The sequence below is a fragment of the Paenibacillus endoradicis genome (genome assembly GCF_024721975.1).
Window position 1 is genome coordinate 62971 of record NZ_JANQBB010000004.1, and the last position, 24239, is coordinate 87209.

Genomic DNA, 24239 nt, shown 5'->3' on the forward strand with positions numbered 1-24239 from the left:
GAAACCGTAGTGAAACAAAGATATGGTTAGCAGGTTGAGAAAATCTTGCTAATTTCCATCTTTGTTACACTACGGTTTTGTTGTAAGTACGAGAACAATTGCGAAATATGTGGTATATTGTAAGCATAATGAATAACAACCTCACAGATAGGAAGAGACGCTATGTATTGTGTATGTAAAGAATGTATTGAAGAGGCAATTGAACGTTTTGTAGATGAATATGAAGATGCACCAGATATGGTAGATTTGAACGAAACAGAATTTGCAGACTGGGACCCACCGCGTAAATGCGATCTATGTGAGGAAGCTGCTGTAGTGTTGGTGGTCTAGATGCATATACAGATCATCGCAGTTGGTAAGTTGAAGGAAAAGTATCTCGTTATGGGTATGGCTGAGTATGCAAAGCGTCTAGGTCCATATATTAAGCTGACACTTTCTGAAGTGCCAGATGAGAAAGCGCCAGAAACGATGAGTGCTGCAGAAGAAGAACAAGTAAGAGATCGCGAGGGTGACAAAATCCTCGCTCACATAAAGCAAGAAGCTCATGTGGTCGCTCTCGCAATTGATGGAGAGCTATGGTCTAGTGAGGATCTTGCACAACAACTAGACAAACTAGCCACGTATGGAAAAAGCCACGTGGCTTTTGTTATAGGTGGGAGTAATGGATTGTCTAGCAATGTATTGAAGCGGGCGAATCAGCGCTTGAGCTTTGGTAGAATGACGTTGCCGCATCAGTTGATGCGCTTGGTGTTGATTGAGCAGATTTATCGAGGCGTGAAGATCAATCGTGGGGAACCATACCACAAATAGGGCGAAATTTTTAGTGTTAATTGTTTGCCGGGCATGGAAAGGTGACCCAAATGGCCCGGTAGGCCAGGAGCAAGCGAGGATAAGATCACTCGTCACCTAGGCTCTTACCGGGTACTAGAATAAAAGGTTCTTTTATGGAAAAGATTATTGTGGGACTTCAAAAACAAGTATTGTTAGTGTAAGCTCCCGACTCTTATCGTCCCTATGGCTAAAAACATATTTAAAGTTTGTTTCATCCGAGATTCTTATTTCTCGCTTGTAATGGGAATGGTTTTTTACAGTCTCGGGAATTTTATTTAAAACACTAGTCAGCTCTTTATTTCTGTTAAAAATAATCAAGGCCGTTTTAGTGTCCCTCCATGTGGAGTACCCTAACAATTGATCTAATGCATCGCTAAGAGATTTTTGGCCTCTCCAAATCTTGCATTCAGCTACAAAAATATTTCTTTCCTGAGCTTTGATCAAAATATCTGTCTTACCATTGAAATTAAAAGTTTCGCCTGTTGTTTGACCTTCGTAGTGACTATTCAGAGGGACTAAAAATTGGTCCCGTAGTTGTTCTTCGCCCATGCCACGAAAAGTTTGTGGGCTTCGTTCAAGCATTAATGCTGTTTTATTTATTATACTAAGAATATGCTCATAATCATCTGAACCTAAAACTGGCTCGGGTTTAAAGGCATGAGTATTGGTATTAGGGTGAATAACTGGTGACTTCCTTCTTACATCAGGAGCTGCATAAGTCAAATATGCGTCTTCTCTTGTCTTCATAGGAAAGCCGAGTGATGATACAAGTCCTCGATCTTTTAATAGCTTATCCTTTCTTGAAGTTAACCATGTCTGAATCTTTTGTGACAAAGTATTATTCCAAGGGTTTACATCAATTGAAATCCAATTTATATATTCTTTGATTGAGTGAAGCCCCTTATCAAGTTCTTTTTTTATTGATTCAGAATTATGATCTAAGGTCTCTACAGTAATAAATAACTTCTTTTCTCTGATTTCTCCCATTGGAGGGTTTAAATTAAATGTTGATGCTCTGCATTTGAAAAGCAATACGTCTCCGGTAAAGGGGACTTCTAGAATTATTGCAGTTCCTTGAATGTGGACGGGGCGGCTTCTATCATAGATAAAACGCGAGGGATCCCTGCTAATATCTATTTGTGTTTCTTTTTGATCTACACAGATATGATCTTCTAATAAACGAAGAGGGTTAATACTTAGCTTATTGTAGAAAAATTCAATAAGGTCTTCGTTTGGTGTGTTTAGTAATCTGTTTGGATCGTAAGAAGCAATTTCTTCTTTAATCTTCTTTTCTTGGTCCTCCACTACTGTCCTTAAATCATATTCATTGAACAACAATCGATCTCTGATGATAAATCCCTCCTTCGAATATTTGTGAAATCCAGAAAGGCATTGCGTTTACTTACTTTTATAGTTGATATTCTATAACAACTGCTATAACCCTCCAAATAATTGATTTTAAATAATTATATTTAGTTTATACCTGAGCTTAGGGGTTTCCCCAGACAAAGGAAAAGCCCCTTCCGCCATTGGTTTGGCAGAAGGGGCTAGGCTTAAAAAATGCTTTTCGGTATCCTCGTTGAATATGAGCTCAACATCTTGAACTTGGCGTTTATCATCTAGGGAGATCTTTTTAACAACTAGGTGTAGCAGGGCCTTTCGTTGAGGGAAGGGTGCTTTTTCTAATGCGATTTCTACTGTTTTTTGAATGAGCATGTCGAGTAAGAACGAAAACCAGGCTATTGTCAATCTCAGACCTCGTCAATTATCGTGGCCTTTTTTTGTGCGCTCGTTTTCATACGATGTAATAGAAGGGGGCGCACAATATGTTCCAACACAAAAATGGACGGATAAAAACATTTTTCAATCAATGGCAATTGCAAAGCATGGTAATCCCAGAGCAATCTTTTTCATCATCTTTTTATATCGTGTAAACTCTTCGAAAAATTTTGCCTTTGCAAGAGCTAATCCCAATAACTCCCGTTTGAATCTATAATTCCCGAATATACGATACCTTCGGTTGTTTCCATATCTTTTACATCACCTGTAGCTTGGGTAGATTCTATACCCTTTCTTCTCCTGGCTTCTCATAAAGTAATAAGCACTCACACCAAATAACAATGTGAAAATCACATAAAAATTAGTTTGAATAAAAATATCATAAAACAATCGAATAATAGCTTCAAAACCACCCTTCGTATCAAAGGATATGATACTTTGCATCATCGATACATTCACGAAAAAGATCCCTAAAAGGGCAAACCCTCTAATAATATCGATACTTAAAACTCTATTTGCACGTTTTTCCATGATCATTCTTCATTCCTATTTCGCTTAAAATTATCATGATTCAATTATTAAAAGTAAAAACGAGGGAGTATGCTATCACAGCGAATAACTCCCCCGTTTTTATTCAATAATCGCCTTGCATTAGAACCTTACTTTGATTGGTTGAAAACCTTGTATGATACAACTTCTTGCTTACATCATGATTCTGTCGGTCTGTTAGCCAAAAACTCATGCAGTTGCTCTGTGATTTCCTTGTATTTATCTAGATATAGTTGATGGTTGCCATCAATTTCATAAACCTTCGTGTAGTTGGAATCCTTCGTCAAATCAGTGTGCATTTTCACCCAGTCATTATTCCCCTCAATAGGGAATGTCTTCTGACCCTCTATCGATTCTTTTGCTAGAAAGAAAGCAACTGGTAAATCCGCAGGGAACCGGTACTTTTTAGATTTATCGAAGTTCTCATTCTTGCGTGCACTCTCGTCAACAAGATTCTTGTTCGCATTTATTTTCTTTGCAATTTTGCGGTATTGTTCGTTCACTTCGTCGCTAACCTCAGGAATCAGTGGAACATCATCCGGTGCTGGTTGCTCGTTAGTCACAGTCATACCATCATACATCCCTGGTGTGCTAGTATCTAATCCTATGAAACCAGTCAGCTCATCGCTATAACTATCAACATATTTCATCGCATAAACGCCTGAAATTGAATGTGCCATCAAAATATACTTGTCCACACCTTCGATTTGCTGCACAGCTTCATGGATTTCCTCCGTGATATTTTCAATCGTACGGGGATCATCCGTCACATCACTCAGACCGTAACCAAAAGGCTCCACGACAAGTACCCGATAGTGAGGCGTAAGTTCCTCTAGCATTTTGGTATAAGTCAAGCCAGGGGCTATATCTCCATAGCCTGGAGTCCACACGATAGTTTCCTTCCCTTCACCAACGTCCAAAACGTTCATTTTCTTACCTTTGACATCGACTAGCTGACCGTAAGGCTTAATGTCCTGGTCCGCGTCGTTAGCAGATTGATCTACAATAGGTTCAGTCGGCTTAATAGCGTTATTTGATACATTATTTGCAGAACAACCAGCGCTAAGCGCCAGCACTGAGATTATTGAAACAACTATCATAAATTTATTTTTCATATTAATAAACTCCTTTATTTTCTCATTAGTTTTTGATTTTTTAATTGAAGTACAACATCTGCTTGGTCCGCAAGATGCTTACTATGGGTCACGACAATGACGCATTTCCCTTTTCTATGCGCACTATCCTTTAGTACCTCGATAATATCATCCGCAGTTTCTTCATCTAGGTTACCCGTCGGTTCATCAGCTAAAATGATTGGCACATCAGCCACTAACGCCCTTGCGATGGCAACACGCTGTTGTTGTCCACCCGACAGCTGTAGAACGTTTCGGTTAATATCTTGCTCCTCTAATCCAAAATCCAATAGTATTTGCTTGTCGGCTTGCTTGTTCGCTAGCTTTAAATTCTCCATTGGTGTCATATAATCGATTAAATTATAATTTTGGAAGACTAATGAAATTTGGTTTTTTCGATGATTTCGATAGCCTTTTACCTGGAGATCTTCCCCGGCAAATCGTACTTCACCAGCTTGTGGCTCGTCTAGCCCTGCAAGCAGTGATAATAAGGTTGTTTTACCAGAACCAGATGTGCCGAGGATGGCATAAAACACACCTTCTTCAAACTCCGTACTGATATTATTCAAGATTTTCTTATCTTTATTATTTTTATATGCATACGAAACATTGCTTAATTCTAAAATAGACATGGTGTCCTCCTAACTCATTTTTGAAAGTATTTCTTTAGGTTTTAACCGGATGATGAAGATCGATGAGATGCTGACCGATAGTAAAATGATCAGTCCGCCTATTAACCAGACATAGCCCATTTCACCGAGTGTGATTGACACATCAATGCTCTCCAATGTTTTAGTAACTGTACTTGAATCAGGATCTGCACCAAACTGCATACCCCCGAGACTTTGCTGGAAATCTGCTGTGCCTGCTTCCCCAGCTTGTTGCACCATGCTATCGCCAATGTTTTGAGCGATTGCTTGTCCTGAGAAATACGACAGTCCAAAACCGACGACGGCAATCATTAATAACTCCACAACATATTGAGCGATAATGTTTATTTTCGAAACACCTAACGACAGTAATACGCCTGTTTCATGAATTCTTCCGTTGATCCAAAAGGCAAGAACTAGGGATAAGATTATCGCACTGATGACAACAATCCCAATCAGCATCTTATTAATGAGCCCATCCATACTATCTAAAGAGCCTGTTAAAGCTGGATAATCCTTGGCGGAATCCGTAACTTGATAGTTTGTCCAATCAATCGGTAACTCGTTTACCTTTTCGAGAATACGCGACAATTCTTTCGGATCATTCACATAGAACTTAGCATTTTGATAAAGAACCGTTTCATCATCATAACCATTTAGTGTTTTAATGGTTTCGATGTCCGTAATGATGGCATTCTCAATCAACTCTTCTGCCATTGTTGCGCTGTTCATATTACTTCCACTAAACATCCCAACAATTTCTAATGCGATTTTTTCTTTACTGGCACCTTCACTAGCAGGAACCGAAGCGAGTTCACTTTTCTTCACATAGATTTTATCGTTAATTTTAAGGTTATTAAGCTTCGCAAATTCTTCGTGGACCAATACTTTTTGTGTATCTTCTTTAGTGATATGCCTGCCTTCTGCTAGGTCAATCACGCCGCTAATGAATTTATTGTCTAAAGAAGAGTCTGTCATGCCATCTAAATCCACGAAATTTTCGTAGCCTTTCATGAATGAATCGTCATGCTGGATTCGCGGGTTTGTTAATGGTACTTTCTTTAAATCTACTAAATCAACCTCTCCAATGATTCGGGCATTATACTCCGTAATCCCAGGGATATCCTTGATTTGATCGATTGCAGAAGCAGGGACATTCCCTAAACCACGATTGCCAATGCCCCTATTGTTTACTAGGTTTCCTTCTAGTTGGAAGCTAGCATTGATCGATTGGTTGATTTGACCTCTTGCATCCACAGTTGCTTTTTTAATCGCCATTCCGCTAATCGTAGCTGTTGCGATCCCAAATAAAATCAGAAACATGAGCAGCGACTTGCTTTTTTTTCTTGTGACATAGTACCATGCACGTGTTACGACTGACATATTAAGTTCCTCCTTGTCTTTGTAATGTCAGCTTACACGTTCAATGTGAAACGTATATAAAACGAATGATTTTAATTTACATTTGTTGACGAACCAAAAAAGCGTGTTAGAAATGAGTTCATCATTTCTAACACGCTTGTCTATAGTAAGTAGGGATGAACTGCTATTTATCCGTCTTACATTCAATGCTAAATTTCATACCTAAGTCGCTCGGTGTAAAAGAGTAATTGATATTCGCATGTGATAAAATATTTTTCACAATGTATAAGCCTAAGCCAGTACCACCATCTTTTTTATTCCTACTAAAATCAGGTCGATAGAAAGCTTTAAAAATGTGAGTCAGCACTTCTTGAGAAAGTGGTGTGCACTCATTTTCTATGGATAAACATCCATCTACGATTTGAATGTTAATCCGTTTCCCTTCATCGGTGTAGTTGATGGCGTTGGATAGGAGATTGGAGATTACTTTTTTCAAAGCATCTTTATTGATGTAACAAAGATGCGTTTCTTCGATTTGTAGGCGTAGTTGAATGTTTTTTGCTTTTGCCAGAATTTTATAGGTTTCAATCGTCTCTAGTAAAACCTCGTTTACACTTACTTCTTCTTTTTGTTCCTCTTTCGCTACCGTTTGCAATTTGCTTGTATTTAATATATTTTGCACCATTTTTGTGGACTCCATAACCAATTCCTCTGCCTGGCCTAAATAGAAATCTCTGTTACTATATTTGCCGATATTATATTTCATATTTTCCAATAAAATATGCAGGGACGTTAGTGGTGTTTTTAATTCATGTGAAGCTGCACGTAAAAACTCCACTTTTTCTTTTTCTACTTCACTGATGTCGTTGATTTTTTGCTCTAAAGATTCGATGGTATGCCATAAAGTATCATATAGGGAGTTAATATTCTCTGCTAACATCCCGATTTCATCTTCACTTTCCACAATACAAAAGCTATCTTTTTTCAGTGATTCCATTTCTTTGGTAACGCGTAAAATATTTTTAATCGGTCTTGTGATGAGTTTGCTGAAAATATACGCAGCAATGAGGGAGATGATAAAACTGATAGCTATAGAATAAGGAAGTAATGTAAATGCAACTTGTTTTGTTTCACCTACGGGTTGAATACTTAGTATCAGATACAGCTCAATGGGTAAATTCTCTTTATTTTTAAAAACTCTTTTTTCAAGGATCACTTGAGGGGATTCCGCCATTTCTGCTTGCGATGTTTGATTTTCTTTGATGTGAGGATTGCTAACCAAATCATTAGCGATTGTAGGATCAAAGTAGATATCAATAGGTGTGAACCCTTGGTAACGATATATCTCGCCATTCATACCAAGCGTTATATTCACATTATGCTGAATCGCATATTTTTCAGCTATTTCAATAGCTTGTTCATCATTTGTTACTTCTAACATCGCAACGAGTTCATCGGCTTTTGTATTGCCTTCCTCTTTCTTTTGATCGAGATAAAACGAAGGAAGCATGACATACATCAGACCATGAACGAGTAGGACAATGATGCTCATAATTCCGATTGTATAGAGAAATGTTTTAGGAAATAATTTTAATTTATTCATACGGATTCCTCATATTTATAACCCAAGCCTTTAACTGTTTTTATGCAATCTAGATAAAGCTTCTTTCTTAGATTCTTTATATATACATCGATTACGCGATCAATCGGGGCCTCTTCGCTTTCCCACAATCTATCCAAGATCTGATCACGTGTCAGCGTCTGTCCTGAGTGCTCAATGAGTAAATGCAAAAGTTTAATTTCTTTTGGCTTAATGTCCACTTCTAGATCTTGATATGTTGCGCTATAACCGGAGAAATCTACTTTCGAATCTTTATACATCCATATTTTCTTCGTATAAATAGGCTTGCTTCTTCGTAACAACGCCTCAATTCGTTTTTCTAAAACGGCAAGGGAAAAAGGCTTACTCATATAGTCATCTGCTTGCTCATCAAAACTCATGATTTGCGTATACTCATCATCCATTGCAGTCAACATTAAAACGGATGTTTGGCTATACTTCCTAATGGTATGCAAAACCTCAAAACCATCTGCTTTTGGGAGCATAATATCTAGAATGATTAAATCAAAATCTTGTGTGCTTTCAAATACGTTAATAGCGGCTGCTCCATCTCCAACAGCTACGACATGATACCCTTTTACTGTAAGAAACTCAGCGATTCCCTCACGTGTGATTTCTTCATCTTCTACTAATAATATTTTTTCTTTCATCGTATTTCCTCTTTTACTGTAGAGTTTGTGCGAACTATTTTTTCGCATAGTGAAGCATCATTTAATTTTTCATCGATAAGACAATACTTCTATTTGCTACTTTAAGTACGTCATCTATAAATTATATCGTAGATAAGGAATTCGATCTTAGGTGTATTCATTATCTATAAAACCCCAACAAAGTGCAAATGAATACCAACTTGACGAAGAAATTTTCGGGTTTTCTCGTAATTATAGTATTACCTTATAACTGATCTACATAAGAACAACAAAAAGCGTTAACCCTGCTTGAGTAATAAAGTAGGGTTAACGCTTTTTTGTTGATTACTGATACAGGCTTATGGTATTCAAGACTAGAAAGAGTAGTTGGAGAATATAAACAATCCCTCGTATTATAGATTCTTGAGTGAAAAAATATCCGATCCATCATGTAATGATAATTGTTGTTATACTCATTCACGGTTCTCTATTAGGAGATCTTAAATTTCGTCCTATAGATGTTAAAGAGAACCGTATCACAAATAGTGGTAAAGCATAAAGTGGAGTTAAGAGTGGAAGCATAAATGCTAATCTGCATGTAAATGTTAGAACTGTTGAGCTTTATGAATGAAATAGCTTGTTGAACTATCAAAAGTTGTACAAAGCTTGTAGAATCCATTACTTATTATTACGAAGGGTGTTTTCAGAAAAGAGGCGGCAACCGCATTCCCATTGAATACCGAGAAGCGATTACCTCTTCGTCAGTCTGATCAATCTTATGGTTGTCTCGCTACAGCGATCATATTACTAACTTCTTTCCCCTCCGCCCCAATATTATGTATCTCAGTAAATTGGGGCACTATCCTAGTCTCAAGGGGCTCAATAGTGCTCCTCCTTCAGGTTATTAAAATACACCGTCGTTCTGACCAATTTTCACACAAAGAGACGAGTACCTATCATAATTTCTGCAATCCCTTCTAAAAACGACCTAGATAATATTCGCGAATAACTACTTTTTATAAGTGCAAGAAGTGGTTTATATTTATTTGGTCAATTTTTTTCCGTTCACTACGTAGCATTTTAGTCTAGTTTGTTAAGGTTAAAAACCTTATGCTCAGTGTAGTTTCAGAACCAACCTTCTTAATGGCGAGTGGAAGCGAATTCAGCAAGCAAATAAAGGGAACAATCCTTTTGCGAATGGTCGAAATCGCTTTTAATACAGTCATTGATGGCTAAGGGATGATAACGAGCTGGTGTAAGAAGGAGAGTGAAAAAATGAAGGTAATAATATCTGGATTACAATGGATGATTTTCATGATTGCCGGTGCTATTGCTGCACCAATTGCCATTGCAGATTTATATAACTTAACACCAATTGAGACATCAGGACTCATTCAGAGCACAATAATTATATTAGGGATTGCTGGATTTTTACAAGGTCTGTTGGGCCATAAATTTCCTATTCATGAAGGCCCTGCAGGGTTATGGTGGAGTATTTTCACGATATACGCAAGTTTAGTGGGGGTATTGTATTCTTCTAATATAGCTGCCTTACAAGCTTTAAGTGGAGGAATGATTATTAGTGGAGGGTTATTTGTCCTTATTTCGGTATTTAAGCTTATGGATAAAATCGCCCGTCTATTTACACCGACCATCACTTTTATATATCTTTTCTTATTGATTTTTCAATTAAGTGGATCGTTTATGAAAGGAATGATGGGGATCACATCTAGCCATACGTTATTAGATGTTAACGTGCTCTTGCTAAGTGTGATTGTGATTTGCGTTACCTTTTGGTTAGGGAACTGCCAATTTACATTCCTCCGCCAATTTTCTGTCATAGTTAGTATATTAATCGGTTGGCTATTGTTTATGATTTGCGGTAAGGTACCAGTGATAGTACAGGCAGATGCATTAATTAAGTTTCCGAACATCTTCCCGTTTGGGTGGCCGCAATTTGACGGCGGGACGATTACTACAGCGTTGTTGTTAACCCTGTTATTAATCACGAATGCGATTGCATCAATTCGATTGATGGAGACCGTTATGAAGCACAAGCCAATGGATCATAACCGTTATTTGCGTGCCGGATTTGTCTCAGGAATTACACATTTTATTAGCGGTTGTTTAGGGGCGATTGGCTCCGTGCCTATTTCGGGGGCCGCGGGATATGTTGAACAGACAGGGACAAGGGAGCGTAGATCATTTTTAATTGGGTGTAGCCTTGTGATCTTCATTTCCTTGTTTCCGCCAATAATGAACGTTATTTCAGCCATTCCCGCACCTATTGGCTATGCTGTTACGTTCGTTATTTTTGTAAAAATGGTTGGTTTAGCCTTGATGGAGTTGAAGAAGGTTTTTCATGAGAAGCGAACGTTTAGCATTAGTGGGGTTTCTCTTATCTTTGGTGTCGGTCTCATGTTTGTTCCTTCATCAGCGACGAGTCACTTGTCTCCGGTCTTGATAGCCATTTTGAATAACGGGCTAATTAGCGGAAGTTTATTAGCAATTATTTTGGAACAAGGATGGATATGGAAAGACAGATTTCAAGCTAAGAATTCTAAGAAAATTAATCCTTAATTTGGATGGAGTCTCCTACAGGAGCTTAAATAAGTTTTATTGTCACAGACACAGGATGTCCAACTCACATTAGGTGAGAGGGTATCCTGTTTTTTTGTGTAAAACGGTGTATTTAGAATATAGTGTTCACCAATCTATGGTTTAATACAAGTTAGTCTACGTGAAATGGGGTGGATAGGTGTATACTACAGAAATAGTTTATAAGGTAGGTGAAAGTGAATGGATAAGGAATTTACATTAGCTAGCCAGCTATTAATATTGCTAGATACAGAACAAAGATGGTTTACCTTGGCTGAGATAGAGAAAAGTTTAGGTATCTCCTATAAAACAATTCGCAAGATGGTAGAGGAAATTAGCGAGCAACTACCATCCGCTGTTACCATTGAGGTTTCCAGGGGAAAGGGAATATTTCTTCGACGTGAGCGAAGTAAGGCGATTCATGAAGTGATTTCTACGATGTTCAGACAAACGGTATTTTATCGTCTAATGAATGTATTATTTACGAGTGTAGATCGCCTCTCCATGGAGGAGCTTGCCGGGGCTATGTATATGAGTACCTCATCTTTGAAAAAGCTAATTGTGCAATTAAATAATCACGATCTTAAGCCGTACAAGCTACGTATAACGTATTCTACACCGACGATCAAAGGGAATGAAATGAACATACGAAATTTTTATTGGAAACTATATTGTGATGCCTACGAGTTCACAGGGTGGCCATTTGAAAATATAAGCTTTGAAAATGCCAATCAGTTAATTACTAATATAGAGCAAGAGAAGAATATTGTATATTTTATAAATTCAAAAAGGAAGTTATCTTTTTTGCTAGCAATTGTTATCGCAAGAGTTACGAAAGGGAAATATGTCAAGATTGACGAGTATGGTTACCCATGGGAAAAGGGAATATTTTATTTGCCCGTGAAAACTTTAGTGAAGGAACTTGAAGAAAAGTACGTTATTCAATTCCCTAATAGTGAAATATTTTTCATACAATCGCAAGTTAGCCTCAGCCAATACCACTATTATGAAGGATCAGAAATAACACCAGTGAAGGAAGTCAAACTGCACGAAGATAAAGAAGAATATCAAATGGGCAATCTGCTTATTTCGTTATTGAGCAAGGCATACCCCGCATTGGATAAGGAAGAACGATTTATATTGGAGATATACGGATTTTTTGACAGGCTATTAATTGATAATGCTATTCCCGAATGGATGACAATATCCAAAAGTCATTTAACGTCATATGTTCAAAAAGAGTGTCAACACATGATTCAGGAATTGCAACTCTGTATGCAAACGTGGAATAAAACTTATCCATCCATTTCGTATAATGACTTTCATATAACAAAGTTGACTTTAATTGTCCGTTCAAGTTTACGCTATAAAACGAAGAGGGCTTTCTTAGTAGTGGGGGAGGAGTTTTCCATTCGTCATTACATCGCAGATTTGATTAAGAAGGAGATAGGTGATCAGTTAATCATAAATACTTCCATTATGAAAGGGCTAACTGACGAAATTATGCAGGAAAATCAAATTGATCTTGTGATCAGTAATATCCCCGTTGCATTAAAGCAGGTGCCTGTTGTGATGATTTCTACAATTCCATCCCCAAGAGATCTAGATAATATCCGCAAAGCGTTAGTAGAATTATAAGTTTAAATGTAGAATTATTATCATTTGGTCAAATTTTTCCCATACTCAATATAGGTTTTTGACCTAGTTTATTAGAGTGTAAAACCTTATGCTAAGTTTAGTTTCGAAACTAATTTTTTGTCGGCGAGTGAAAGTGATTTCAGCAAGCCTATTAAACAATATAAGGTTGGGGGACAAGGCATGAGCAGGCATTTAAGTGCACAAAAGGGAGAAATAGCGGAGCGAGTTTTACTTCCTGGAGATCCTTTACGTGCAAAATTTGTAGCAGAACATTTTTTAGATGAGGCCTATTGTTATAACGAAGTAAGGGGCATGTATGGCTACACAGGATTATACAAAGGTGTACCTGTATCGGTTCAGGGAACTGGGATGGGAAATCCATCGATGAGTATCTATGGAACGGAATTAGTTGTTGATTATGATGTGAAGAAATTGATACGTATCGGTACATGCGGTGCAATGCAGGAAGAAATAAAAATTCGCGATATTATAATGGCCCAGGCTGTGTCTTCAGATAGTAATCTGACAGAGAAGGTCTTCCATGGCTGTAATTATGCCCCGACTGCGGATTTTACCTTGTTAATGAAAGCGTTTCATCAGGCACAAGGTAAAGATGTAAATGTCTTTGTTGGTAATATTTATAATTCGGATGAATTTTATCGTGAGACTTTAGAACGACTGAATAAATTTATGGAATTTGGTGTATTGGGCGTAGAGATGGAAAGCACAGCCCTATATACGTTAGCCGCTAAATATGGTGTGAAGGCACTTACTATTTTGACAGTGGGCAGTCAATTGTTAAGACAGGAATTCTTGACCCATAAAGAAAGTGAACAATCTTTTTATGAAATGGTTGAAATTGCACTGAACACTATCATTGATTAGTTAGAGGGCCGAATAAGGATAAATTCAGAAAATTGAGGGGAGCTATGTAAAATGAAAAAAAGTATAAAAGGGAAGTTTGGCGTAGTACTGTTAGCTTTTGCAATTATTCTAGGGGGCTGCGGTGCAGCTAATACTGGTAATACTGGCTCAAAGGGCGAGTCAACGGATAAGGATAAACTTTCAGTAGGCTATTATGTAAACGGTAACTTGGGTGACAGTGGGTTCTTCGATTCTGCTAATGCAGGCCTAGAGAAGGCAACGAAAGAGCTAGGTATTGAATTCAAGGCTGTACAAGGGGGAGGGAACCAATCTGACTGGCCTATCGGATTTGAGTCCATGGTTTCAAGCGGCAAATATGAGCTAATCGTTGTTGGTACAAGCCAAATGAAAGAAATTGCAATCGATCTTGCAAATCGTTATCCAGATCAGAAGTTCATTTACTTCGATGAAACAATTGTGGATGTACCTAACATCTACTCTGTAAAATACAACCAACGTGAGGGTTCTTTCCTCGCAGGTGCATTCGCAGCACTCGTTACGAACAGTAAGGAGCTCGAAAATGCAAATCCGGAAAAGGTAGTAGGTTTCCTTGGCGGTATGGATATTCCAATTATTAAAGATTTCAAATCAGGTTATGAGCAGGGTGTAGCCTATGTTGATCCTGAAGTGAAGGTAATTACATCTTTCGTGGGTGACTTTATTAATGCTCCAAAAGGTAAAGAGCTAAGTATGGCTCAATATAATTCACAACAGGTTGATATTCTATATACGGTTGCAGGCCCGTCAGGAATCGGAGCTCTAGAAGCTGCTAAAGAAGTAAATAAATATGCAATTGGTGTGAACAGCAACCAGAACAACATACAACCAGGCCACGTGCTAACATCTATGCTTAAAAATGTAGATAGCTCAATCTTCCGTGCGATTGATTTATACAAGCAAGATAAGCTTCCATTTGGAACAAATGAGTCCCTGGGCTTTAATGAGGATGGGGTAGGTCTTGCAAAAGATGATCTTTACAATCAATATGTACCGCAAACAATCCGCGATCAAGTAGATGAAATTCAAGCGAAGCTGGTTAGCGGTGAAATCAAAGTACAATAGGAGGTTCACGATGGCAGACCTGCTGGAAATGCGCAATATCCATAAAGTATACCCGAATGGTACAAGAGCCAATAAAGGTGTGTCCTTCTCCGTACGCCAAGGCGAAATTCATGCCTTGGTTGGCGAGAATGGCGCAGGAAAATCAACACTGATGAAAATTTTATTCGGTTTGGAAGCGCCTACAGATGGAGATATCTTGTATCAGGGCGAGAAGATTACACTGAAAAGCCCAAAGGATGCAATAAAATATGAAATAGGTATGGTTCATCAGCATTTTATGCTGGTACCTTCTTTCACTGTAGCAGAGAACATTGTGCTTGGTATTGAACCCCGTAGAGGTGTACTGTCGGACCGAGGGAAGGCCGTAGCTGAAACCGAGCGACTCATTCAACAATTCGGACTCAAAGTAGATCCAATCGCTAAGGTGGAGAATATTTCCGTAGGACTGAAGCAACGTGTCGAAATTTTAAAAGTATTGTATCGCGGAGCTCGGCTTATCATTCTTGATGAGCCGACCGCGGTTCTTACGCCGCAAGAAACAGATGAATTGTTCCAGTCGCTGAAGAAGCTTGTTCAAGAGGGTTATACCATTATTTTTATTACGCATAAGCTTAATGAAGTTATGGGTATTTCGGATCGAATTACGGTTCTCAAATCAGGAAAAACTATTGCAACACTAAACACTTCTGAAACCAATAAGGAAGAAATTTCGAGATTGATGGTTGGGCGTGACGTTTTGTTACGTGTTCAAAAAGAGCCCGCTAATCCAAAGGAAAAGGTTTTAGCTTTTGATCAAGTAAGCTGTTTATCGGATACAGGAAGCCAAGTGCTTAAGGATGTGTCATTCCTGATTCGAGCGGGCGAAATCTTTGGAATTGCCGGTGTTGAAGGGAATGGGCAGACGGAGCTAATTGAAGTTATTACTGGTTTTAGAAAAAACTCAAAAGGCAAGATAACTTTCTTAAATCATAATTTGGCGGATCATACAATTCGTGAAATTCGTAATATAGGTATAGGGCATATTGCAGAAGACCGGCAAACATGTGGTGCTTGCTTAACCTCCTCTATTAAGGAAAATTTAATTCTTGATTTGTATCGTGATCCTGCATTTCGTAAAGGACCGTTCCTGAATCAAAGGAAAATCCGAGAGCATGCTCAGCGACTCATTCAGGAATTTAACATTTTGACACAAAGTGAAGAGACATTAGCGGGTTCACTATCTGGTGGAAATATTCAAAAGATTGTTGTTGCTCGTGAAATTTCAAAAAATCCGAAGTTACTTATTGCTGCCCAGCCTACTCGTGGTGTAGATATTGGTTCCATTGAATTCATTCATAAAGAAATTGTTAAGAAACGTGATGAGGGAACAGCCGTGCTACTTGTATCTGCTGAGCTATCTGAAGTAATGAGTCTGAGCGATAGAATTGGCGTTATCTATAATGGAGAACTAGCCGTAATATTGGAAAATTCCGATGATTTGACGGAAGAAGAGCTTGGATTCTATATGCTAGGTATTAAAAAACAAGAAGTGAGGGTGAACGCCACATGAAACAGAGAAATGCAATCTACCTTGATCTGCTAGGTATACTTCTGGCAATTGGGGCGGCCCTGTTCATTGGAATTATCGTAATTTTAGCTATAAGCAGTGAGCCGGTAGCGGCATTACGATCATTGTTTATTGATCCTTTTACAAGCTTGTTCAGCTTTGGTTCTGTACTGAATCGTATGGTGCCACTCGTATTTACTGGGCTCGCGATTGTTGTCGTATTCCAAAGTGGAGTATTCAGTATGGGAGCCGAAGGTCAACTGTATATGGGGGCATTAACAGGTGCGCTGGCAGCAGTATATATTCCGGGATTATCTCCATGGATTCACATTCCAGTAGTTATTATCGCTTCAATCATCGGCGGAGGATTGTATGGATTTATTCCGGGTTTTCTTAAAGCCGTATTTAAAGCGGATGAAATTGTATCGACGCTAATGTTTAACTTTATTGCCGTGTTATTCGTTTCTTATTTGTTGAACTATGTTCTAAAGGATCCTAATAGTGGTGGTTTTGCTCGATTGCCTTATGTCCAAGACAGTGCTAAGCTAGGTCAAATTATTCCAGGTATGCCGACGCATGCAGGCTTCTTGATTGCAATCATAGCATCTATCGTTGTGTATTTTCTAATGTATAAGACGAAAATGGGATATGAGCTGCGTACAGTCGGTAAAAACCCATTATTCGCTGAATATGGTGGTATTGCAACGAAAAAAGTTATTATGTTGAGTATTGCGATCAGCGGTGCGCTTGCTGGTTTGGGTGGAGCAGTTGAAGTAACGGGTATGCATGGCACGCTTAAAGAAGGCTTCTCTGTAGGCCTTGGCTTTGACGGTATTATTGTCTGCTTGCTTGCACGAAACCATCCGATTGGTGTATTGTTGGCTGCGTTCTTCTATGCGTATTTACAGGTTGGCGGACAAGCGATGCAGGCCAACAGCGACGTCCCGCGCGATATTGCTATTATTATTCAAGCATTGCTAGTTCTATTTATTTCTTCACAAGCAATCTTTGCTTATTTGAAGCAAAGAAAACTACGTTCCGCGCAAGGAGGTGCTCCAGTTGCTAAGTAATATTTGGGATCAGACAGCAAATCTAACGCTGATTGTTATACTACTTCGTACACTGCCGCCAATTTTACTAGGAGCCTTGGGCGGACTCATGACAGACAGGGCAGGCGTTATCAACATCGGTATTGAAGGTTTGATGCTCGTATCGGCCTTTATGTCAATTGCAGTTGGTTCAGCCACAGGCAATTGGTTCCTTGGAGTCGCAGGTGGCACAATAGCATCTATGCTGGTCAGTTACGGAATGGCCTTCTTCTCCTTAAAGATGAAGGTAGACATTATTATTGCCGGATTTGTTGTCAACATTTTTGGCGCCGGGATTACTGTCGTGCTCATGAGTATCTTTTATAATTCACATGGTAGCTTTATGCCTTCTGTTCCGGTGAAGATACCGAATGTTGTAATTCCATTTCTAGAAAACATCCCGGTCATTGGTAAACTACTAAGTGGTCATAATCTTATGGTTTGGATTTGTTTTCTAGCTGTTGTATTTTGTTTCTTCTTGTTGTATCGAACTCCTTATGGTGCACATTTGCGAGCAACAGGCGAAGAACCAAGCGCAGCACGTTCGCTTGGAATCAATGTTAACCGAATTCAATATTCTGCAATCATTTGGAGCGGCTTCTTCTCTGGTCTTGCAGGCGCATATTTATCCATGGGTATGACAAGCATGTTCGTCAGAGATATGACAGCAGGCACAGGATTTCTTGCTTTGGCAGTCGTTATTTTTGGTAATCGTCATCCGTTTGGGATACTGGCGGGCTCAAGTATATTTGCGCTTGCGAGTGCTTTGACGATGATCATTGAGACAACACCAGGCAACGTTATACCAAGCCAATTTATTAAAATGGTTCCCTATGTAGTTACAATCGTTGCGTTAGTTATTTACGCAATTAGAAAGAATAGAAAAACAATGTTAGCATCCTAATTCTTTGGAGGTCATGCATATGTCAGCAGTACACAACATGATTATCGACGCGGACACAGGTATCGACGACTCAATTGCAATCTTACATGCTTTGAAAGCAAAGGATGTAAGATTGGAGGGGATTACCACGGTATTCGGTAATTCGAGTGTAGATCAAGCTACAGAGAATACGATTCGTCTGATTCAGCTGGCTCAGCCAAGTTATGAGGTTCCGGTCGCTAAAGGCGCCGCCAAGCCATTAGTACGCGAATGGGGGGGGCCGGTGGTTCATGTCCATGGTGATAATGGAATAGGTAATGTCGAGCTGCCGCCATCAGGGCAGCAACCGATTGCAGAATCTGCAGCACAATTTATCGTTCGTAAAGCAAATGAAATGCCAGGTGAAATCACACTGGTTACACTAGGACGCTTAACAAATGTAGCGCTAGCGTTAGAGCTTGATCCTGATCTCCCTCGGAAGCTAAAGCATGTTGTCACAATGGGCGGTACCGTATTTGCTCCAGGTAATGTTACCCCTGTCGTCGAAGCAAATTTGCGAGGGGATCCGGAAGCAATTGACCGTGTTATTCGTTCTGGTATGTCCATGACACTTGTTGGACTAGATGTAACGATGAAAGCGAAGCTGAATAAGCAGCATTTGGAAAAGCTTGCACAGGTGTGTCGTTCGGAAAACACTGCAATTGTGCAATATATGCAAGATGTGACTCAATATTATTTTAGCTACTATAGTCTTGAATGTAATTTAACGGACACTTGTCCGCTTCATGACCCATTGGCCATTCTCGTTGCTCGCATGCCTGAAATCGCAAGGATGCAGCCAATGAAAGTGCAGATTGAATGTGAAGGTACAATTACAGCAGGAGCTGTAATTGCTGACTTGCGGACAAATCCCAGTAATGGAGACGACATTATGGTATGTTTGGATGTCAATTCAGAGCAGGTTGTTAATGAATTGCTTTCTGTGTTTTAGTAGAATCACATTGAACTGGAATTGGAGTTGTCCCCAAACGTTTAGCAATTTGTGGGATAACTCTTTTTTCTGTAAGGAGGAGTATATACATGAAGCACACCCCACGATTTAAGCGGATTTTTACCATTGTTATGGATTCTGTAGGGATTGGTGAAGCCCCAGATGCAGAGAAATTTGGCGATGTAGGAGCGCACACATTGCGGCATATCGCAGAAAGAATGAACGGGCTTTATGCTCCTGTATTATCAAAGCTCGGGTTAAGCCATATCGATGCCATTCCTGGGGTACCAAGAGTAGAGCGGCCTTTAGCTTATTACACCAAAATGCAAGAGGCTTCGAATGGGAAGGATACGATGACTGGGCATTGGGAAATCATGGGTTTACGAGTCGAAGTTCCTTTTAAAGTATTTCCTGATGGATTTCCGAATGCATTAATTCATGAATTAGAGCAAAGAACAGGACGGAAGATCATTGGGAATAAGCCAGCTAGCGGTACAGAGATTTTGGATGAACTTGGACAAGAGCATATGTTGACAGGTGCGCTTATTATTTATACATCAGCTGATTCCGTGATTCAGATTGCTGCTCATGAAGAGATTGTTCCCTTGGAAGAGCTATATCAAATTTGTGAAATTGCTAGAGAAATTACGTTGCGCGAGGAATACATGCTCGGTAGAGTGATTGCCAGACCATTCCTCGGTCAGCCGGAAAGCTTCAAGAGGACTCCAAACCGTCATGATTATGCTTTGAAGCCTTCTGGAAGAACAGTGATGAATGAGCTCAAGGATGCTGGGTTTGATGTACTAGCAATTGGTAAAATCTCAGATATCTATGATGGTGAGGGTGTCACTACAACTTTGCGAACTGTGTCCAATATGGATGGCATGGATAAACTCATGGAGACAATTCATACTGATTTTACAGGACTTAGCTTCTTAAATCTGGTTGATTTTGACGCACTTTATGGACATCGTAGAGATCCGATCGGATATGGCAAAGCGATAGAAGAATTTGATGTTCGATTAAATGAAGTTCTCGAAGAGCTAAGAGAAGATGATCTGCTTATCATTACAGCAGACCATGGTAACGATCCTACTCATGCGGGTACAGACCATACGCGTGAATATGTGCCCTTACTCATCTACAGCAAGAGTTTTACAGAGCAGAGTAATCTGCCTTTAAGTAACACATTTTCAGATATTGGGGCAACGATTGCTGATAATTTTGGTCTAACCATGCCACAATTTGGACGGAGTCTCCTGCAGGAGCTTAAATAAACCTCATAGGATAGACACAGGATATCTAACTGGCAATTGGTGAGAAGGTATCCTGTTTTTCTGTAAAAAAACTAAGGTGTATTGGCCTCTTTCGGGATTTGATCCCTCAATCCTAAGCAAGCAGGCTTATGTTACGCTATGGGATGACAGTGTTTGGCTCTATAAATGATACGGTGAACCGTATCGTAAGCAAGGATTTAAAATCAAAGAGCCCTTCTATCGTGAAGGGCTCTTTCTTAGATGCTCCATATTAGGGTTTAACCTGCAGCCCAAACATCTAATTCAATTTTCAATTCAGGTAAACCTAATCCATTAATATAAGCAACCGTCATTGAAGGAGGAGTGGGACCGAATACTTTATTCCAAATAGCATAGAAATGATCCCAATCGATTTCTTCTGTAGCCCAAATGTTGATTTTAATGACATGATCAGGGGTCAACGTTTGAGATGCAAGGATATCAACAATATTACTCATGGTATTGGTTACTTGTTGATTAAAATCTGATGGGATATTATCGTTTTGATCGATACCAATTTGACCAGAAAAAACAAACATTTCAGCATTTCTGCTTATTTTTGTCACATGACTATAGCTTCCAACTGGTTTTGTAATATTTTCAGGATTATATCTATGAATAACATTATTATTTAATTTCATCGAGTAAATTCTCCTTATAAATAGAAAAAATATAACTAGAGATAGTTTATATTTTTTCGCTGTTTTTTCACTACACTTAATATTGGACAGACTTATCCCGTCGATATCAATTCTAGTGAAAGACAGCAGTAGAATACCCAATACCAAAGGATAAAAATTTAATCGATCTCTTCTTCATCAAGTATTCCTCCTTAATATTTATAATTAAAATTACATACTGCAGAATAATAACATAAACGCAAGAAAAATAATAGTAAATTCAACTAGCTACTGATACAACCAAATCCCCGAAACCGTCATTACCGCAGGAAGCACCGCTTCATCCACCGCCACATTGTCATACCATCCACCTACGGCAAGGTTGAGCACGAGATAGAAAGACTCGTCAAACGGCATAATGTCCGGTTGCTGGCGACGCTCGGCGTAGCAATATCCATCTACTAGCCATCGAATAGATTTAGCGTCCCATTCCAGTGCATAATCATGAAACTCATTAATCGTACTATTTTTAAGCTGATAGGAGAACTCATCGGTGACTTTATGGTCCCAATCTTTTCCGTAGTGCAGCGTACCGGATACTTGCTTAGGCAGACGACCTTTCGCTTCCATAATATCGATTTCGCCCGATGCAGGCCAAGGTCCATAAACCTCTTTTTGTGGAAGCAACCAGATGGCAGGCCATAGTCCCTGTCCCACTGGCAGTTTTGCACGGATAACTAGTTTGCCGTAGCAAAAAGAAAGATGATTTCTGGTGTCCAGACGTGCCGATGTATAGGCAAAGCTTCGCCCGTCTGCTTCAGTAGTTTCTCGGCGCGCGCATAGGTTTAAGCCAAATTCATTGATATACAGATTGTTAGAATTACCTGTATAAAACTGTTGTTCACCGTTACCCCAACCTGGACATACGACGTTACCATTACTATCAAGCAAGTCATTACCTAGGCGTATGTTCCATGCACTTAAATCAGTACTACCATCTACAAAATTCTGCTGCCATATAAGCTTGTTCATTCCCTGCACACTCCTTTCATCTATCCATAGCATACTTAATTTTAGTATATGGTCAATCGAATCTAAAAAATTGGGATAGGGTCAATAATCGTGGCCTTTTTTTTCTATGCGCATTTTCATACGATGTAATAGAAGGGGGCACACAATATGTTCCAACACAAAAATGGACCGATGAAAACATTTTTTAATCAATGGCAATTGCAAAGCATGGTAATCCCCGGCATTATCTGGATGGTCATCTTTTGTTATATCCCGATGTTTTGGCTAATTATTGCATTTATGGACTTTAGCATTGCTAAACCTATGTTGCAATCGCCATTTGTCGGACTAAAACATTTCCAAGACTTTATGACAGATGACCGTTTCTGGCGCTCTATCCGCAATACGCTCGGAATGAGCAGCATTAAGTTATTACTGGGCTTTCCAATTCCTATTTTATTTGCCTTGATGCTCAATGAAATAAGAAGTATTCGATTTAAGCGTACGGTTCAAACCATTTCGTACTTGCCGCACTTTATTGCTTGGACAATTTTTGGCGGCATCATGCTTAATTGGCTCGGTGAGGGCGGTTTGATGAACCAAGTAATGATGGCACTAGGGCTTCAAGAACGCGAAATTCTGTATAACAGCGATGCGAAGTACTTTTGGTGGATTACCTATTTCTCTGATACGCTCAAAGAAACTGGCTGGAGTGCTATCATCTATATAGCTGCAATATCTGGCATAGATCCAGCACTATACGAAGCGGCGGAACTCGATGGTGCAAACCGCTGGCAACGCATGTGGCATATTACCATTCAAAGCATACGACCAACGATTGCGATATTGTTTATCCTCGCTGTCGCAGGGATATTGGGTAGTAACTTTGAACAGATCTTTATGTTGAAGAACAACATGAACATGAAGATGGCTGAAAGTCTAGATTTGTATATTTATAACATGGGCTTAGTATCTGGGCGCTACTCGTTCTCAACCGCCGTCTTGTTTGCCCGCTCGATTGTAGCACTAGCGCTATTGTTCTTAGCTAATCACACATCTAAAAAACTAACTGGCGATAGTATTTTCTGATTAGGAGGGCAGATACATGAAAAAAAGCATAAGATTTCGGCGTTTCGGAGTATTTGATGTCTGCAATGCTGTGCTGATGGTAGCTGTTTGCTTTATAACGCTATACCCAATGTGGTTTGTATTCATCAACTCGCTTAATGCGCCGGAGCATGCCATACTCGGTACGGTCAACTGGTTTCCAAAGGAGATATCGCTCGATAGTTACAGTGTCGTATTTAATGATAAAGGTTTAATGAACGGTTTTTACATCACTACAATGCGTACAGTAATAGGGACAACGGTGCATGTGTTGTTTACTGCTATTATTGCTTACGGATTGAGTAAGACTAATCTTATTGGTCGCAAGGTGTATATGAAAATTGCTTTAATTACGATGTTGTTTTCTGGTGGATTGATTCCTTCGTTTATTCTAATGACTAAGCTGGGATTGTACGATAACTTCTTAGTATTCATCATTCCTGCAATGTACACGTTTTTCAATATGATTATTTTTATGAGTTTCTTTCGAACTATCCCCGATAGCTTAGAGGAATCTGCAAAAGTAGACGGTGCTTCAGATTATGGCGTCCTATTCAAAATCGTTATGCCTAATAGTATGGCTGTTATTGCAACGATATCGCTTTTTTCAGCGGTATATCATTGGAACGATTATTATCAAGGAGTCATTTATATCTACTCACAGGATAAGGTGCCACTGCAAACGATGCTATACAAAATCGTGGCAGAGAACTCTATGTCTTTCATGCAGCAGCAAGCGATGGCACAGTTCGGAGCGAAGCTACCAGGTAACTCCATTAAATTTGCATCGATGATGGTGGCTACATTACCTATTCTTATGTTCTATCCCTTTATTCAACGTTATCTGGTCAAAGGTGTAATGATTGGTGCGATTAAAGGGTAAGTGTCATATGCCAATCTAAGCTATCGTGTAGAGAGGTAT

The 24239-nt window shown here is 39.2% G+C and carries 23 protein-coding genes; 13 read left to right on the forward strand and 10 right to left on the reverse strand.

The features are described 5' to 3' along the window. Positions 1–162 precede the first annotated feature (162 nt). Both NV377_RS14405 and rlmH read left to right on the forward strand, forming a co-directional pair. Positions 163–330, forward strand: a complete 168-nt coding sequence (locus NV377_RS14405; protein WP_258201485.1) for a CxxH/CxxC protein — start codon at positions 163–165, stop codon at positions 328–330. Continuing rightward, a complete protein-coding gene (rlmH, locus tag NV377_RS14410) occupies positions 331–810 on the forward strand; it encodes a 23S rRNA (pseudouridine(1915)-N(3))-methyltransferase RlmH (protein ID WP_258201486.1) in 480 nt (159 codons plus the stop codon). A gap of 144 nt (positions 811–954) precedes the next feature. Here rlmH and NV377_RS14415 read toward each other — a convergent pair whose 3' ends face one another. The 8 genes from NV377_RS14415 to NV377_RS14450 form a co-directional block, all read right to left on the reverse strand. Continuing rightward, on the reverse strand, positions 955–2166 hold the full coding sequence (locus tag NV377_RS14415) for a hypothetical protein (RefSeq protein ID WP_258201487.1): 1212 nt from the start codon (positions 2164–2166) through the stop codon (positions 955–957). A 123-nt stretch (positions 2167–2289) separates the two neighbouring features. Then, entirely contained in the window at positions 2290–2580 is a 291-nt protein-coding gene (locus tag NV377_RS14420) for a hypothetical protein (RefSeq protein WP_258201488.1), read from the reverse strand. Positions 2581–2871: 291 nt separating this feature from the next. Beyond that, on the reverse strand, positions 2872–3141 hold the full coding sequence (locus NV377_RS14425) for a DUF418 domain-containing protein (protein ID WP_258201489.1): 270 nt from the start codon (positions 3139–3141) through the stop codon (positions 2872–2874). Between the two features lie 176 nt (positions 3142–3317). Beyond that, positions 3318–4274, reverse strand: coding sequence for an alpha/beta hydrolase (locus NV377_RS14430; RefSeq protein ID WP_258201490.1), 957 nt, complete (start codon positions 4272–4274; stop codon positions 3318–3320). 14 nt (positions 4275–4288) lie between these two features. Then, on the reverse strand, positions 4289–4924 hold the full coding sequence (locus tag NV377_RS14435; RefSeq protein WP_258201491.1) for an ABC transporter ATP-binding protein: 636 nt from the start codon (positions 4922–4924) through the stop codon (positions 4289–4291). Positions 4925–4933: 9 nt separating this feature from the next. Then, a complete protein-coding gene (locus NV377_RS14440; RefSeq protein ID WP_258201492.1) occupies positions 4934–6325 on the reverse strand; it encodes an ABC transporter permease in 1392 nt (463 codons plus the stop codon). Positions 6326–6488: 163 nt separating this feature from the next. Next, the gene (locus NV377_RS14445) at positions 6489–7907 is read right to left on the reverse strand and encodes a sensor histidine kinase (RefSeq protein ID WP_258201493.1); all 1419 of its coding nucleotides are present in this window, start codon (positions 7905–7907) and stop codon (positions 6489–6491) included. Further along, the gene (locus tag NV377_RS14450; protein ID WP_258201494.1) at positions 7904–8575 is read right to left on the reverse strand and encodes a response regulator transcription factor; all 672 of its coding nucleotides are present in this window, start codon (positions 8573–8575) and stop codon (positions 7904–7906) included. The genes NV377_RS14445 and NV377_RS14450 overlap by 4 nt, the downstream gene beginning before the upstream one ends. 1254 nt (positions 8576–9829) lie before the next feature. Here NV377_RS14450 and NV377_RS14455 point away from each other — a divergent pair. The 9 genes from NV377_RS14455 (at position 9830) to deoB (ending at position 20561) form a co-directional block, all read left to right on the forward strand. Then, positions 9830–11134, forward strand: a complete 1305-nt coding sequence (locus NV377_RS14455; protein WP_258201495.1) for a purine/pyrimidine permease — start codon at positions 9830–9832, stop codon at positions 11132–11134. Between the two features lie 219 nt (positions 11135–11353). Then, positions 11354–12790, forward strand: a complete 1437-nt coding sequence (locus tag NV377_RS14460; RefSeq protein WP_258201496.1) for an AcpB/EbpR/MafR family transcriptional regulator — start codon at positions 11354–11356, stop codon at positions 12788–12790. A gap of 180 nt (positions 12791–12970) precedes the next feature. Then, the gene (gene deoD / locus NV377_RS14465) at positions 12971–13675 is read left to right on the forward strand and encodes a purine-nucleoside phosphorylase (RefSeq protein WP_258201497.1); all 705 of its coding nucleotides are present in this window, start codon (positions 12971–12973) and stop codon (positions 13673–13675) included. Between the two features lie 51 nt (positions 13676–13726). Then, positions 13727–14776 carry a BMP family lipoprotein gene (locus tag NV377_RS14470; protein WP_258201498.1) on the forward strand — a complete coding sequence of 350 codons (1050 nt, stop codon included), beginning with the start codon at positions 13727–13729 and terminating at the stop codon, positions 14774–14776. 10 nt (positions 14777–14786) lie between these two features. Continuing rightward, positions 14787–16325 (forward strand): ABC transporter ATP-binding protein, encoded by a 1539-nt coding sequence (locus NV377_RS14475; RefSeq protein ID WP_258201499.1) that lies wholly within the window; start codon positions 14787–14789, stop codon positions 16323–16325. Continuing rightward, on the forward strand, positions 16322–17392 hold the full coding sequence (locus NV377_RS14480) for an ABC transporter permease (RefSeq protein ID WP_258201500.1): 1071 nt from the start codon (positions 16322–16324) through the stop codon (positions 17390–17392). Before NV377_RS14475 ends, NV377_RS14480 begins: the two co-directional genes overlap by 4 nt. Then, complete coding sequence (locus NV377_RS14485) at positions 17382–18314, forward strand: ABC transporter permease (protein ID WP_258201501.1); 933 nt, start codon at positions 17382–17384, stop codon at positions 18312–18314. Before NV377_RS14480 ends, NV377_RS14485 begins: the two co-directional genes overlap by 11 nt. A 19-nt stretch (positions 18315–18333) precedes the next feature. After that, positions 18334–19284 carry a nucleoside hydrolase gene (locus NV377_RS14490; RefSeq protein ID WP_258201502.1) on the forward strand — a complete coding sequence of 317 codons (951 nt, stop codon included), beginning with the start codon at positions 18334–18336 and terminating at the stop codon, positions 19282–19284. Between the two features lie 89 nt (positions 19285–19373). Further along, the gene (gene deoB, locus NV377_RS14495) at positions 19374–20561 is read left to right on the forward strand and encodes a phosphopentomutase (RefSeq protein ID WP_258201503.1); all 1188 of its coding nucleotides are present in this window, start codon (positions 19374–19376) and stop codon (positions 20559–20561) included. Positions 20562–20818: 257 nt separating this feature from the next. Here deoB and NV377_RS14500 read toward each other — a convergent pair whose 3' ends face one another. Together NV377_RS14500 and NV377_RS14505 are read right to left on the reverse strand one after the other, a co-directional pair. Continuing rightward, complete coding sequence (locus NV377_RS14500; RefSeq protein ID WP_258201504.1) at positions 20819–21220, reverse strand: RidA family protein; 402 nt, start codon at positions 21218–21220, stop codon at positions 20819–20821. A gap of 267 nt (positions 21221–21487) precedes the next feature. Next, entirely contained in the window at positions 21488–22231 is a 744-nt protein-coding gene (locus tag NV377_RS14505) for a glycoside hydrolase family 16 protein (RefSeq protein ID WP_258201505.1), read from the reverse strand. Between the two features lie 147 nt (positions 22232–22378). Between NV377_RS14505 and NV377_RS14510 the strand changes: the two genes are divergently transcribed. Then, complete coding sequence (locus NV377_RS14510) at positions 22379–23299, forward strand: ABC transporter permease (RefSeq protein WP_258201506.1); 921 nt, start codon at positions 22379–22381, stop codon at positions 23297–23299. Between the two features lie 16 nt (positions 23300–23315). Then, on the forward strand, positions 23316–24200 hold the full coding sequence (locus NV377_RS14515) for a carbohydrate ABC transporter permease (protein ID WP_258201507.1): 885 nt from the start codon (positions 23316–23318) through the stop codon (positions 24198–24200). Positions 24201–24239: the final 39 nt, after the last annotated feature.

Bases quoted from the DNA above. Each gene is read 5' to 3' on its own strand.
- NV377_RS14490 (WP_258201502.1), top strand. From the start codon at position 18,334: ATGTCAGCAGTACACAACATGATTATCGACGCGGACACAGGTATCGAC.
- NV377_RS14425 (WP_258201489.1), bottom strand. From the start codon at position 3,141: ATGGAAAAACGTGCAAATAGAGTTTTAAGTATCGATATTATTAGAGGG.
- NV377_RS14475 (WP_258201499.1), top strand. From the start codon at position 14,787: ATGGCAGACCTGCTGGAAATGCGCAATATCCATAAAGTATACCCGAAT.
- deoB (WP_258201503.1), top strand. From the start codon at position 19,374: ATGAAGCACACCCCACGATTTAAGCGGATTTTTACCATTGTTATGGAT.
- NV377_RS14480 (WP_258201500.1), top strand. From the start codon at position 16,322: ATGAAACAGAGAAATGCAATCTACCTTGATCTGCTAGGTATACTTCTG.
- NV377_RS14505 (WP_258201505.1), bottom strand. From the start codon at position 22,231: ATGAACAAGCTTATATGGCAGCAGAATTTTGTAGATGGTAGTACTGAT.
- deoD (WP_258201497.1), top strand. From the start codon at position 12,971: ATGAGCAGGCATTTAAGTGCACAAAAGGGAGAAATAGCGGAGCGAGTT.
- NV377_RS14450 (WP_258201494.1), bottom strand. From the start codon at position 8,575: ATGAAAGAAAAAATATTATTAGTAGAAGATGAAGAAATCACACGTGAG.
- NV377_RS14515 (WP_258201507.1), top strand. From the start codon at position 23,316: ATGAAAAAAAGCATAAGATTTCGGCGTTTCGGAGTATTTGATGTCTGC.
- NV377_RS14470 (WP_258201498.1), top strand. From the start codon at position 13,727: ATGAAAAAAAGTATAAAAGGGAAGTTTGGCGTAGTACTGTTAGCTTTT.
- NV377_RS14455 (WP_258201495.1), top strand. From the start codon at position 9,830: ATGAAGGTAATAATATCTGGATTACAATGGATGATTTTCATGATTGCC.
- NV377_RS14435 (WP_258201491.1), bottom strand. From the start codon at position 4,924: ATGTCTATTTTAGAATTAAGCAATGTTTCGTATGCATATAAAAATAAT.
- NV377_RS14500 (WP_258201504.1), bottom strand. From the start codon at position 21,220: ATGAAATTAAATAATAATGTTATTCATAGATATAATCCTGAAAATATT.
- NV377_RS14510 (WP_258201506.1), top strand. From the start codon at position 22,379: ATGTTCCAACACAAAAATGGACCGATGAAAACATTTTTTAATCAATGG.
- NV377_RS14440 (WP_258201492.1), bottom strand. From the start codon at position 6,325: ATGTCAGTCGTAACACGTGCATGGTACTATGTCACAAGAAAAAAAAGC.
- NV377_RS14445 (WP_258201493.1), bottom strand. From the start codon at position 7,907: ATGAATAAATTAAAATTATTTCCTAAAACATTTCTCTATACAATCGGA.
- NV377_RS14460 (WP_258201496.1), top strand. From the start codon at position 11,354: ATGGATAAGGAATTTACATTAGCTAGCCAGCTATTAATATTGCTAGAT.
- NV377_RS14405 (WP_258201485.1), top strand. From the start codon at position 163: ATGTATTGTGTATGTAAAGAATGTATTGAAGAGGCAATTGAACGTTTT.
- rlmH (WP_258201486.1), top strand. From the start codon at position 331: ATGCATATACAGATCATCGCAGTTGGTAAGTTGAAGGAAAAGTATCTC.
- NV377_RS14430 (WP_258201490.1), bottom strand. From the start codon at position 4,274: ATGAAAAATAAATTTATGATAGTTGTTTCAATAATCTCAGTGCTGGCG.